Here is an 11,214-nt window from a genome sequence, read left to right as displayed (position 1 = left end):
GAACGCTACTACGCCATGTTGGATGAACCAGCCATAGCCGCGTGACTCAAACGAAACGGCCTCCGGAAAACCCGGGGCGGTTCAGAGCGGCAACTACCTTGGACCGTACAACCCCGACTGAGGCCTTGTAGTCACTTCTGTAGAGCGCCTTCAGAAAGCGTAGCTGCCGAAGACTCGACAATCCGCAGTCGCTAACCATGTCCGCATCCCTGAGTGCCTCTAATATGCGTTCAAACGCAAAAATGTACTCGCCCCGACCAGCCAGCCAGAGGACTCCGAAGTTTCGCACGGTGACATATAGCACGTCGGCGGACCAGAGCTCCGAAACTCTTCCTACGGATACACTACTCACTAGCTCTGCCAGAAGCGCATTTTGCCTCAGTTCCTCGTCGTACTTTTCCTTCGGGCGGAACGACGCCAAAAGGCTTCCTAGACGATCGTCCTGATCTACCGCGATCACAGACTCAAGTCGTAAATGCTGGAGGAAAAGAGCACCGCAGGCCGCAAGCCTATCAAGCTTACTAAACGTATATGAGGCGACGGATAGGCCCTGAGCTTTAAGCATCGCTGCACGTGCGCGGAGGATGCTTACATCATCATCCACGATGAGGATATCGCGGTCACTCAGTTTATCATCGTCACCTCGGGCGCACGACCCGAATGCAGCTTCGGAGGCCGCGCGGAACGCTGATTCTTTGATCCACGTCACCGCAAGAACCTCTTCACAAGCACTGAGGTGAAAATAGACAGCCAGCCTATTGCTGCCAACGCTTCGAAGACAGTTAGCAATTTCGCGATAGCCCCGTCCGGCACGATCGAAGAAAAACCGAGGACCGTGAGGACTGAAAAAGAATAATAAATGCTATCGACCAGGGTCAGACTGGCAGGCCGCACACCATTGACCAAAAGGTCGGTGCCAATAGCAAAGTAATTGATGATCGATATCGCCAAGAAACCTGCGAGCGTTATTAAAAACAGCCGAGCTGGTTTGTAGCCGTAGCCGGCGAGTAAATCGTATAGCAGGCCTGTCGACCGCTGCCATTTGCCAGCCCATCGACCGACATTCTTTTTCCGGATATCTCGATCGAGTTGATAGCGCTTCCAGCGCCGAAACTGGATGTCGGCACGCGCGAAGAAAGCGTCTTGTCGCTCATTCGCGTAGTTTGAAAGCAACGCTTGATATAACGTAACCCCGACGTTTGCAGCCTCCACTCGATAGCGTTTATCGAAGCTGATCAATTCAGGGTCAAGGTAGCATTGATCGAACTTGGCTTTCCAGAAATTACAGTTGATGAAGCGGCATCTGTGAAACTCCACCTCTCTAAAGCGGCTAGCGATAAGGAGACAAATCTTCGAATGTGCATTCTGTGAAAGTCAGCTGGAAGAACTCCATATTCGCCATGGAGACGTTCCTGAATGAGACTTTCTTGATCATCTTGCGTGACTGGTACCACTGTGTACCCTTAAACTGCATGTTCGACACGACGTCGTCCGGCGACATGGCTGGCATAGGTGCGCCCTGCTGATGAACAACAGGGATACCGTCTAGCCTAAAGAGATCCGTCAGCATTGAAGGGCCATCACAAGCAGAAGACCTGAAGGTTAGGCGTTTGTCTAGCGATCAGCATAGCTTCGTCGATGTGTACGCAAAAAGAGTGAAGCAATGAATGACTTACGCCGACCATAAATCCAAGCCAGCCCCAGATTCGGATAACGCTTCTCACCGCTTCGCACTACGAGTTACCCGCCTGAAAACGGCCTAGGTCGAGAAGACGACAGCACGCCTCTTGCCAGCCACTACGCTCATGTGACGCAGATACAAACTGGTCGCCAAGGCATCCCTATGCTCCCACCGTGGGCTCCGTAATCACCTCCAGCGCTTTTTCCGCCTCATGTCCTCGCCAAGCACCGCCCCAGGCACCCCCAGTGCCCGCCCGATCCAGATCGGGTCGACCAGATGGTCACGCCTGGGGGTGGTGGTGTTGGGGTGGATGAGGATACCTTAGGTCGCCGTGGTTCAACATCGCCATGGAACGAGGGCGGGGAACTATTCGTCGCGAAGGAGCTTTGGCTGGGTCGCTGGATAGAAAGCGAGTTAAGCCATTTCTAAAGTCGACAGATTAGTGGGAAAATAATAATTTATATTGACATAGAAATGGTGCGAAAGCCATTTTTTCATTTTCCATTATCGTGAGGTATGCATGTCAGTGCTAGACATCCCACTCCGTAAAATTCTGCAATTGTTCTATGCGCAGCAGCCGCTGCGCCGCTCAATTTTGAAAAAGGACATTCAACTTGACCGGAAAAAAGAGAAAGGCGGCAGCAGAAGCCAAGGTGGCGATTTCTACCTGCCTTTTTGGTCCGATGTGAAAAAGCACATTGCGGGTGACGCGGATCTTTCGGAGATGACCAACGGTCGAATAAAATCAAACAAGAATTTCAAGCGATTATACCCTCTTCTAAAAGACGGAGTAGTCGATTTACTTAGTGCGAAGCTGCGTTGGTCAAACGAGCCGGTCCACATAGTGCCGAAAAGCGTCCACGGAAACTTGCGATTTGGAGATATAGGAGGCGTCGTTCGTATACATGACGCCCTGCATGCCCGGGTGAGAGGTGAGTATACACGTATCGTGTATCCTTACTTCAGCGAGGATCCCCCCCTGCCTGAAGAAGGTGGTAGGTTAGGCTTGTGGGCAATGCAGCAGGCGTTGACCGAATATGATCCAAATGACGTGCGCATTATCGACATCCTTCGTCGAACCTTCTTCTCGCCGCAAATAACTCCACTTAGGGGAGATGAAGGGAGAGTGTTTCAAGAAAATTACATTTCAATAATTACCGAATGGGAGCGTCTGAAGCTTGATTAACAAAGGCATCGGGCCTCGTTTGTTAATACAAGCGGCGATGGACCGACAAAGCTTGCAGGATCGGCATCCCCTAAGCCCCCATCGTCGGCTCGGTATTCACCTCCAGCGCCTCTTCCGCCTCATCCTCCTCACCCAGCACCTCGCCATGCACCCCAACGCCCGCCCGATCCAGATCGGGTCGACTAGATGGTCGCGGTGGTAGATGCTCAGCCCCCATGCCTGTTCACCTCAATCACAGCTCTCCATAGCCTTCAGCGCCCCTCCAGGGGAGGGTTTATCAGCGATCCGTCGAACAGCCTCATAAAACCTCGGATAGTCCCCGCCACACAGGTCGAACAAGCGGAGAAATACCGGAACCTGTTCGCCGTAGACAGATGTCGCGGCGAGCTTGGCGTTGTTGATCGGCTGATTGAACCAGGCGTCATAGCCCCGGTATCCGGCCCAGCGCCTGTCGCGCATTTGTCGGTAGCGCATCCGCAGCCTGTTGATCGTGGCCGCCTTGGCGGCAGCCATCTGCTGCGGGGTACGGGGACTTCCATAGACCTGGGCCAGCTCTTCGCGCGCCTTCGCCACCAGCCCGAGAAAATCGGCACTGCGCTTGCGGGCGGCTTCGTAGCGGCGCAACCCGGCCCGATCGCCGGCGGCGCGGAGCCATTTCCTTGTGCCGGTGGTTTCGACGGCAACCGCGAAAGCCTCGTTGAATGCGGAATCGCCATTCACATAGAGGCGCTGATGCGCCAATTCATGGAAGATCAGGCTGGCGAGATAGGTGTCGTCCTGACGGAGCATGGTGCTGAGCAGCGGGTCGCTGGACCAGCCCAGTGTGGAATAGGCGGTGATGCCAGTGACAAAGACGTCCAGCCCCTGTCTCTGAAGCTCGACAGCGCTTTCCGTCGCGGATTTCCGGGAAAAGTAACCCCGGTAGGGAACGCAGCCGAAAACCGGAAAGCACCATGTGCGCGGCGTGAGGGAGAATTGCGGCGCGGCAAAAACGGCCCATGTCACAGCGTCCCGGTGAATGTCGACATAGCTGCGATAGCTGCTGTTGTCGGGCAGTGACAGTTCATCTGTCGCAAACCTTCTTATGGCGCTCGCCGACGTCAGCTTGCTGCGCAATGCCTGAGGCGTCGAAGGGTCGCGGATCAGTTTTCCAACATTTTTGCGCGCCGCCATGATCTGCACATGACCTTCCAGCGACTGCGCGTAGTAGGAGATGCTGGTGCAGCCGCTCACCCCGAACGCCATGGTCAGCGCGGCCAGTATTCGAAGAACGCGCCTCACCGTTTGCCCACCGCTTGCTTGTCTCCCCAAAGGAGCTCTTGCTCTCACAGGCGCACCGATTTTCGTCAAGCAGACACCGACCTCAAGTTACCGCGCTCATTCGCCCGCCCAGACAATCGCATATGCGCTCCCCCACTCCGGCCGCTGCCGGCTACGCGATTGCCCCCTAAGCCCCCAGCGTCGGCTCCGTATTCACCTCCAGCGCCTCCTCCGCTTCATCGTCCTCGCCAAGCACCTCCCCATGCACCCCCAACGCCCGCCCGATCCAGATCGGGTCGACCAGATGGTCGCGCTTGGGGTTGGTGGTGTTGGGGTGGATGAGGATGCTCAGGCCGCCATGGTTGAGCATCAGCCACGGAACGAGGGTAGCGAAAACCCCGGTGGCGAAGGAGACCTGGTGCATGGCCTGCTCGTGCGGGCCGACCGGCTCGTCGCGCCAGTTGCCCAGGCGCACGCGGAAACGCTCGCCGATGCGCAGGCGCAGCCATTCGGCATGCTGCCGCTCGGCCGGCCCATCATAGTAGATATGCGCGTGATAACTGGCAATTTCCGAAAGCGGCCTTGGACTGGCGGCGTCTTCGTTCACCATAATGCTCTCCTTCGATGCCTATCGCGGCGGTCATCAGGGCGGTCTTGGTCGGAAAATGCCGGAACGGCACTCCCGACACCCCGGCCGTTTTGCCGGCCTCGCGCACCGTCACCTGGTCGACGCCGCCCTCCCTGGCGATGGCCAAGAAACTGGCTAGCACCCAACCGATCTGACCAGGTGCTAGGCATTTCGGCCGAGCGCGTCTGCGGCTCGGCGCGCTTGCTCGTCGGCTTGCTGGTCCATCGAGTTCCGCTTCTGGATAGCGAGGGTCCGTTCTGAGCGCCCAGCGACGCTGGTCTCAATGTCCGAGATGAGGCGCAAAGCAGCCATGCCGCCGTCGGGTGTGAGACACTGATTTGGTGACAGGCAAAACAGCAGCCCCCTACGGCTCGTCCCTCACATCGCGCAAATTAGACACAACGCGGCGGTTCTGCGACCTGCAGGCGGTGTCGGGGCACTCGCGGACGAGCCTGTCCTTGCCGTAGCCCCTGGCCCACATGCGGTTGCGGTCTATGCCGCCGGCGGCGAGATAGTCCATCACCGCATCGGCGCGCTGCTGCGACAGCGCCGTTTCACTTGCGCCGGGATCGTCGGCGAAACCCTGCAGCTTGAGCAGCCAGCGCGGATGCTTTGCTAACCAGGCGATCTGGGTGTCGAGGGTGGCCTTGGCGACAGAATCGAGCGCGGCCGAACCTTGCGTGAAATAGGTGCGGCGGCCGACATTGAGGATAAAATCCTCCTCGCTGCCCGGCTGCACGTTCTGGAAGCCGGCAACCTCGGTGTTGGTGACGTCGGGCGTGGAAGGGGCCAGCGTGTTGCTGGTCGAGCAGGATGCGACCAACACCAGCAGGCCGGCGGCGAGTAGCCGGCGCGTGTTTTCAATCATGCGGTTCATGAGGCGCCAATCATTCGACAGTGGTGGAAGCGGGCGCCTGGTCGGCGATGTGCGGCAGGACCTGCACCGCGGTGCCGATCGGGCAGCGCTGGTAGAGGTCGATGATGTCTTCCGGAAACATGCGGATGCAGCCGCTGGAAGCGTCGGTGCCGATGCTCCATGGCTCCAGCGTGCCATGCAGGCGGTAGCCGGTGTCGGCGCCGTCGCGGTGCAGATAGAGCGCGCGCGGCCCGAGCGGATTGTTGGACGCGCCGCCTGCGATCATGGGTGGTAGGTCCGGCCTGCGCTTACGCATTTCGGGGGGCGGGACCCATTCCGGCCAGAGCGCGCGGCGGTCGATCGTCGCGCGGCCGTACCATTTGAAGCCGTCCTTGCCGACGCCGACGCCGTAGCGGATGGCGGTCTTGTTTTCCATGATGACGTAGAGGAAGTGGTGGCGGGTATCGACCACGACGGTGCCGACCGGCTCGCTGCTGAAATACTTGACGATCTGGCGATGCCATCTCTTGTCGATCTTGGCGAAGTTGGTCTTGCGATAGACAAAATTGTTGTCGCTGGCGGTACCGGCGAAAAAGGATTTTGCCGCCGCGGCTTGAGCAATATTGCTGGTTGCACCCACCGCGACCAGCGCCAGGCCGCCAAGCACGACACCCCTGCGTGACAAAACCATCGGCAATATCCCCCCATGCCTAAAGCCTGGCGAACCATAGTTGAGAATTATTTCGCCTCAAAGTGGAAAATGCTGCGTTGCTTCAGTCCGCCGAAAGCGGAAAGCTAGGACCGGCCATATTCGTTACGAATGGTGACGATGTCGGATTGATCGCCCCGGCCGCGTCGTTCCAGAAAATGAAGGAGCAACGATATGTCTGAAAAGGAAGTCTTGTCTGTCATCCGGGGCCAGGAAGACGCAACTGCCAAGGGGGACGCCCGCGCCAACGTCGATGCCATGGACCCGGATGTCGTGGTTTTCGATCTGCCGCCGCCGCTTGCCTATCGAGGCGAACAGGCACGCGACATCGAAGGGATAAATGCTTGGTTTGCAACTTGGCGCAACGGCGTCACCGTTCACATTGCTGACCCGCAGCTCATGATCGACGGCGATCTTGCAGTGGCCTTCGGGCTGTCGCGCATGACTGGCATTAAGACCGATGGCACAAAGGTCGACTCCTGGAGCCGGCGAACCATCGTGCTAAGGCGCATCGCCGGTTCTTGGAAAATCATCCACGAACATGCCAGCTTCCCTATGGCAATGGACGGAAGTGGGCGCGCTGTGACGGATCTCTTGCCGTAGTTCCGGAACGCCTAACGTCCTCAACAGGGATGTCGGCTTTCACGCGGCAAGGGTTCGTAGGTGAACGGTCGATTTGGCGGCCCGTTGCTGACAGTCAGCCTTGGGGCGTAAGCAGATTGGCGGCTTTCGAGCATCTAGTTGGCAAAAGCGGCCATTCAGCTCATGACCGTATTTGCGAGGCGGCCACGCAAGTCCGCAGGTGAGACGCCAATACTTCAGACGCGGGCTTGCTCGGGCTCTGCAACGGGCTCATTAAGTAGTAGGCGCCACCGGGAATGATGGACTGATTACGGAAGATCACCAACCGCTCTTCCCGGACAAGGTCACCGGTGTTCGCAATCCATCCGAGCATCACTCCCATCCCTGCTAGCGCAGCCTGAGTTGCCTGAACGTGGTTGTCAAATGAGAGATCTCCTTCCCGGTCATGCGGTAGACCGACCGCATCGAAATATTCGTCCCAGCCGGGCGAAAATTCCTCGTCGGCGTTAACGTGGAGGAGGGTAGCTCGCGCGAAATTGCCAGAGCCGAGCCGTTCAACGGCCTTCGGGCTACAGACTGGGATCAAGCGCTCATCGAACAGCGGTTCGCATTTGCCATCAAGCCAGTCGCCCGCCCCATAGCGAATCACCAGGTCGGCTTCGGGCGTAAACTGCGGGCTGCCGGATGTTGGTACAACCCGTACAACAATGTCGGGGTGTCGAGTGTAGAACGTCGCCAAACGTGGCATTAGCCAATATGTGCCAGTACAGACGGTGCAAGCGATCGTAACGACGTTCTGCTCGCTTCGCTCTAATGCTCTAATTTTTCCGATTGCGCTCTCGATCCGGTCCATTCCGTCCGAAACTGCGTGAAGCAGAACCCGGCCTGCGTCTGTCAACACAGAAGGACGCATCCGTCGATCGAGCAGCTTCGTGCCGATGTGGTCCTCGAGATTCCGAAGTGCTTGGCTGACGGCGGGTTGCGTGACATTCAACTCCGCCGCCGCGCTCTGGACACCGCCGGCACGAACCACGGTTTCAAAGGCTGTCAGAAGCCGGAGGGGAGGGAGATGTCGACGCAATATCATAATCCCTTGCTTATGTCAGATTAGACTTTCAGATCTTCCAAACCTAATCAAATAACGCAATTATCGCAACTAGCGAGGGCCGATCCACCGTCACAATATAAGCACACCTTAACCAGAGCGAGTTCATGAACGCCCATCCCCATCCCTCCGAACTGACTGCGGAAGAGACACAGTCGCTCCGGGTCGATCTTGCTGCAGCTTTTCGTCTGGCAGCTCAGTTCGATTGGCATGAATCGGTGGGAAATCATTTCAGTGCCGCACTTTCCGCTGACGGGAAGAAATTTCTCATGAACCCACGCTGGCGGCACTTCGGGGAGATTCGGGCGAGCGATCTCTTGGTTCTTAACGCTGGCGACAGCGAGGTGATGACTCGGCCTGACGCTCCAGATCCTTCCGCGTGGACAATCCACGGTTCCGTGCACGGCGCGCGCCCGGAAGTCAGGGTTATGCTGCATTGCCATCCGCCGTATACGACGGCGCTAGCCAGCCTGAAAGATCCTGACATGAAGCCTGTCGACCAGAACACGGCCCGTTTCTTTGGCAAGCTCGGCTTTGATCTCGGCTTCGGCGGTATTGCTGACGATGCCGCCGAAGGGCAGCGCTTGGCGGCGGCTTTCGGCAACAAGAGCGTCATCATCATGGGCAACCATGGTGTCACCGTCACGGGCCGAACAGTCGCCGAGGCTTTTGAAGACCTCTATTTCGTAGAGCGCGCGGCCAAGATCCTTGTGCTCGCATATTCAACTGGCGAGCCTCTGAATGTCATGTCCGAAGACCTCGCCCAGAAGACAGCCGATGGCTGGCTTCCCTACAATGACCAGGCATTCGCACACTTCGACTATCTGAAGCGGCAGTTGGACAAAACCGACTCCTCATATCGCGACTAATCCTAAATTCAGGGCAAAAGGAGAAAACGTGCGTAATATTGAAGTTCTGTTCTTTGACGTCCTGGGGACGACGGTCGACTGGCGTGGCAGCATCACGGCCGAGGTCGGAGAGTTTCTGAAACGCCACAACCTTGGCCGCATAGACCCTGCTCGTTTTGCCGACGCGTGGGTAGGACGCTACGACGCTTCGGTCGACCCGATCCGGGCAGGTAAGCGATCATTCGTTTCCCTCGATCAGGTAAACAGAGAAAATCTCGTTGCCAGCCTCGAGGAATTCGGCTTGTCCTCTGCATCGTTGCCACCGGAGGAACTTGAAGACCTCAATCTGTCTTGGCACCGCCTGAAGGCCTGGCCGGACCTGGGCGATGGTCTCTCTCGCTTGAAGTCACGTTTTATCGTCGCTCCGCTGTCCGATGGACACGCCCGCCTTCTGGTGAACCTGTCGAAATTCAACAATCTGCCGTGGGATTTTATCGTCGGCGCCGATATGTCTCAGGCTTATAAGCCCATGCCGCAGGTCTACCTGCGGGCCTGCGAGTTGCTCGAGGTCCAGCCGGAGAATGCCATGCTGGTGGCGGCGCATGACTACGACCTGGAAGCGGCCCGTCGTTGCGGATTGAAGACCGCCTACATCGTTCGCGCCAATGCTGAAGACCCATCCAAGGTAGGTAACCAGAAGGCACAGGACGGCTGGGACTACAAAGCGAAGAACCTGCTCGAACTCGCCGACATGCTCCAATAGCCACGCAGTATGCGTCCCTTCCAAGTTGGCCGTCCGGCTCCAGCTCATCGATCGGTCGACGAGCTAGTCCTGTTGCCGCCGCAACGGACACCGGATGCTGCCGACATCGATGTCGAGCTTAGACAAAGGCCAACTGACCTAAATGCCAGGGGAAACTGTGGCCAACTTAAACATCGTACCCCGAGATGTAGTTTTTTATCTGGTACCGGAGTTCGATATTCTGTCGTTCGGAGGCGCGCTTGAGGTGTTCCGCCTTACGAACCTGGTGTTGGGCTACGAGGCTTACAGCTGGAGGCTTCTCTCTGCAGACGGGAGTGACGTCAGGGCAAGCTGCGGTCTGGATATTCAGACGGTCAATTCGATTTATCGCGAGATCCTACCTGGTTGGCGGCAAGCGTCCAGACAAAGTGATTGTCTGCTCAGGTCCTAATGTTGACAGGTATCGCGATCGTGCAGTGGATGCGTGGCTGCGAGAATGCAGTCATCGCGGCGTTGTTCTCGCTGCGCTATCCTCCGGCGCTCAGGTGCTAACAACGGCAGGCCTGCTTGAAGGCCGCAGATGCGTCATTCATTGGCGGAATTTTCCCGCGTTCGTTGAACATAACACTTGGGTTAACGTCAGTCTGGGTATCTACGAGATCGATGGAGACATTTACACCTCGGCGGGAGGCGCCTCTTCGATAGACATGATGGCCTGCATCATCGGCCGAGACTTCGGGGAGGATGTGTTTGCGCGGGTATGTCAACATCTCGTCGCCGACCAGATTCGGGGGGCAACAGCTCGGCAGAGGTTGCCTCTGTCAAAACGGCTAGGGCCATGTAACGAGGTGGTACTGCATGTTGTTCGGAGGATGGAAGAAAATCTCGCAGATCCGATTGCAATGGGCACTTTGGCTGCCGCTACTCGTCTCTCGCGTCGGCAGCTTGAGCGGTTGTTCCGAAATGAGTTCAGCTGTTCGCCGGCTAGGTACTACATGAATTTGAGACTTGAGCATGCCGATGGGCTCATTGTTCAGACGAAACTGCCGATTGTCGATATCGCTGTCGCGTGCGGATTTGTATCGGCATCGCATTTTTCGAAGGTATACCGAGAGGCGTATGGTCGCACACCGCAGAAGACACGCATCAGCCGAACTAGCTCTTTTCCGCCGAGCTTGATGCCGCAAAATGACAGAATGATACTTGCCAGCTGAATCGCTGACGGTCGAGGCCCTATGCCGTGGAACTCTGCTGGACCTGGCGGCCAGCGGCAAATGGAACGGGCCAAGGCAATTCAACTGGCAGCAGTCGCCCGATTAGTTGAGACCGAGTGCGTACCCTCGAACGGAACTTCGCTGTCGACAACGTCCGCTTTCAGGCAATGGCGAGGGGATGCTGAGCGGCCGATATGAGGCGCAAGCAGCCACTCAGGATTCGGTCTGCGAAGGTCAACGTCGGCTCGTATCCAGACGTTGGCTCTCCCCCGCCCGACAGATCGCGCCGCGCCTTGTCGAGTTCTTCGGCATAGCGCTGCATCAGATGGCCTTCGGTCAGCAAACCGACCACCTTGCGGTCGGTGAAATCCTCGACCACCGCCAATTCCTCGGCGCCGGCGCG

Annotated in this window: 13 protein-coding genes and 1 pseudogene; 5 read left to right on the top strand and 9 right to left on the bottom strand. The window is 57.5% G+C overall.

Annotated features, from left to right (window positions below; translation table 11 throughout):
• Positions 1 to 46 precede the first annotated feature (46 nt).
• The 3 genes and pseudogenes from NKH21_RS32165 to NKH21_RS32155 form a co-directional block, all read right to left on the bottom strand.
• A complete protein-coding gene (locus NKH21_RS32165) occupies positions 47 to 709 on the bottom strand; it encodes a nucleotidyltransferase domain-containing protein (protein WP_352869890.1) in 663 nt (220 codons plus the stop codon).
• On the bottom strand, positions 706 to 1,239 hold the full coding sequence (locus NKH21_RS32160) for a potassium channel family protein (RefSeq protein ID WP_352664409.1): 534 nt from the start codon (positions 1,237 to 1,239) through the stop codon (positions 706 to 708). Before NKH21_RS32160 ends, NKH21_RS32165 begins: the two co-directional genes overlap by 4 nt.
• A 21-nt stretch (positions 1,240 to 1,260) precedes the next feature.
• A pseudogene (locus NKH21_RS32155) lies at positions 1,261 to 1,338 on the bottom strand (hypothetical protein); the annotation flags it as partial.
• An 863-nt stretch (positions 1,339 to 2,201) separates the two neighbouring features.
• Here NKH21_RS32155 and NKH21_RS32150 point away from each other — a divergent pair.
• A complete protein-coding gene (locus NKH21_RS32150) occupies positions 2,202 to 2,867 on the top strand; it encodes a hypothetical protein (RefSeq protein WP_352869888.1) in 666 nt (221 codons plus the stop codon).
• Positions 2,868 to 3,095: 228 nt separating this feature from the next.
• On the opposite strand, the gene NKH21_RS32145 is transcribed toward NKH21_RS32150, so the two are convergent.
• From NKH21_RS32145 to NKH21_RS32130, 4 genes are all read right to left on the bottom strand, one after another.
• Positions 3,096 to 4,112 carry an aminopeptidase gene (locus tag NKH21_RS32145; protein ID WP_352869892.1) on the bottom strand — a complete coding sequence of 339 codons (1,017 nt, stop codon included), beginning with the start codon at positions 4,110 to 4,112 and terminating at the stop codon, positions 3,096 to 3,098.
• A gap of 202 nt (positions 4,113 to 4,314) precedes the next feature.
• Complete coding sequence (locus NKH21_RS32140; RefSeq protein WP_352664403.1) at positions 4,315 to 4,737, bottom strand: DOPA 4,5-dioxygenase family protein; 423 nt, start codon at positions 4,735 to 4,737, stop codon at positions 4,315 to 4,317.
• Positions 4,738 to 5,119: 382 nt separating this feature from the next.
• Positions 5,120 to 5,632, bottom strand: a complete 513-nt coding sequence (locus NKH21_RS32135) for an OmpA family protein (protein ID WP_352869886.1) — start codon at positions 5,630 to 5,632, stop codon at positions 5,120 to 5,122.
• A gap of 10 nt (positions 5,633 to 5,642) precedes the next feature.
• Positions 5,643 to 6,302, bottom strand: coding sequence for a L,D-transpeptidase (locus NKH21_RS32130; RefSeq protein WP_352664399.1), 660 nt, complete (start codon positions 6,300 to 6,302; stop codon positions 5,643 to 5,645).
• A 192-nt stretch (positions 6,303 to 6,494) separates the two neighbouring features.
• Here NKH21_RS32130 and NKH21_RS32125 point away from each other — a divergent pair, with 192 nt between their 5' ends.
• Positions 6,495 to 6,923, top strand: coding sequence for a YybH family protein (locus NKH21_RS32125; RefSeq protein ID WP_352664397.1), 429 nt, complete (start codon positions 6,495 to 6,497; stop codon positions 6,921 to 6,923).
• Positions 6,924 to 7,083: 160 nt separating this feature from the next.
• Here the strand turns inward: NKH21_RS32125 and NKH21_RS32120 are convergent, their stop codons facing one another.
• A complete protein-coding gene (locus NKH21_RS32120; RefSeq protein ID WP_352664395.1) occupies positions 7,084 to 7,983 on the bottom strand; it encodes a LysR substrate-binding domain-containing protein in 900 nt (299 codons plus the stop codon).
• A 131-nt stretch (positions 7,984 to 8,114) separates the two neighbouring features.
• On the opposite strand from NKH21_RS32120, the gene NKH21_RS32115 reads away from it, so the two are divergent.
• The 3 genes from NKH21_RS32115 to NKH21_RS32105 all read left to right on the top strand — a co-directional run bounded on the left by NKH21_RS32115 (position 8,115) and on the right by NKH21_RS32105 (position 10,811).
• Positions 8,115 to 8,876 (top strand): class II aldolase/adducin family protein, encoded by a 762-nt coding sequence (locus tag NKH21_RS32115; protein ID WP_352664393.1) that lies wholly within the window; start codon positions 8,115 to 8,117, stop codon positions 8,874 to 8,876.
• Between the two features lie 28 nt (positions 8,877 to 8,904).
• Entirely contained in the window at positions 8,905 to 9,618 is a 714-nt protein-coding gene (locus NKH21_RS32110; protein ID WP_352869883.1) for a haloacid dehalogenase type II, read from the top strand.
• Between the two features lie 314 nt (positions 9,619 to 9,932).
• Positions 9,933 to 10,811, top strand: a complete 879-nt coding sequence (locus tag NKH21_RS32105) for a GlxA family transcriptional regulator (protein ID WP_352664389.1) — start codon at positions 9,933 to 9,935, stop codon at positions 10,809 to 10,811.
• Positions 10,812 to 10,971: 160 nt separating this feature from the next.
• Here the strand turns inward: NKH21_RS32105 and NKH21_RS32100 are convergent.
• A partial coding sequence (locus NKH21_RS32100; protein ID WP_352869880.1) for a hypothetical protein occupies positions 10,972 to 11,214 on the bottom strand: 243 nt, incomplete at its 5' end.

Origin of the sequence: Mesorhizobium sp. M1329 (genome assembly GCF_040318035.1) — a bacterium.
Classification (GTDB): domain Bacteria; phylum Pseudomonadota; class Alphaproteobacteria; order Rhizobiales; family Rhizobiaceae; genus Mesorhizobium.
The sequence above is the reverse complement of the archived record's forward strand: the minus strand, read 5'-3'. Positions and strand labels throughout refer to the sequence as shown.

Excerpts from the sequence above, each read along its gene's own strand:
- NKH21_RS32150 (WP_352869888.1), top strand. The coding sequence starts at position 2,202 with ATGTCAGTGCTAGACATCCCACTCCGTAAAATTCTGCAATTGTTCTAT.
- NKH21_RS32145 (WP_352869892.1), bottom strand. The coding sequence starts at position 4,112 with ATGGCGTTCGGGGTGAGCGGCTGCACCAGCATCTCCTACTACGCGCAG.
- NKH21_RS32140 (WP_352664403.1), bottom strand. The coding sequence starts at position 4,737 with ATGGTGAACGAAGACGCCGCCAGTCCAAGGCCGCTTTCGGAAATTGCC.
- NKH21_RS32135 (WP_352869886.1), bottom strand. The coding sequence starts at position 5,632 with ATGAACCGCATGATTGAAAACACGCGCCGGCTACTCGCCGCCGGCCTG.
- NKH21_RS32130 (WP_352664399.1), bottom strand. The coding sequence starts at position 6,302 with ATGGTTTTGTCACGCAGGGGTGTCGTGCTTGGCGGCCTGGCGCTGGTC.
- NKH21_RS32125 (WP_352664397.1), top strand. The coding sequence starts at position 6,495 with ATGTCTGAAAAGGAAGTCTTGTCTGTCATCCGGGGCCAGGAAGACGCA.
- NKH21_RS32115 (WP_352664393.1), top strand. The coding sequence starts at position 8,115 with ATGAACGCCCATCCCCATCCCTCCGAACTGACTGCGGAAGAGACACAG.